Annotated in this window: 1 protein-coding gene; it reads left to right on the forward strand. The window is 41.2% G+C overall.

Annotation, left to right across the window (positions count from 1 at the left end):
• Positions 1-263 (forward strand): YitT family protein (locus RYX56_RS22330; protein ID WP_317124119.1); only part of this gene is annotated, 263 nt, incomplete at its 5' end.
• Positions 264-274: the final 11 nt, after the last annotated feature.

A 274-nucleotide genomic window follows, 5' to 3' on the forward strand; every position in this document is an offset into this window, starting at 1 on the left:
ATAAGACGAAGACGACTCTCATTATTTCAAATGAATATTTGGACGTACAAGAAGCGATCTACACTAGAGTAGACCGAGGTGTTACACGTTTATCAGCCCAAGGAGGCTTTACAGACAAAGAGCGCCCTGTCTTAATGTGTGTTGTCAATTCATCTGAATTAGGTGTTTTAAAACGTACTATTAAAGAGGTGGACCCTGAAGCGTTTGTTATCGTCACAGATTCAGCAGAAGTCGTAGGCAGAGGGTTTTATGACCCAGCATAAAAAGAAGGAGA

Origin of the sequence: Alkalihalophilus lindianensis (assembly GCF_032843265.1) — a bacterium.
Lineage (GTDB): Bacteria > Bacillota > Bacilli > Bacillales > Bacillaceae_D > Alkalihalophilus > Alkalihalophilus lindianensis.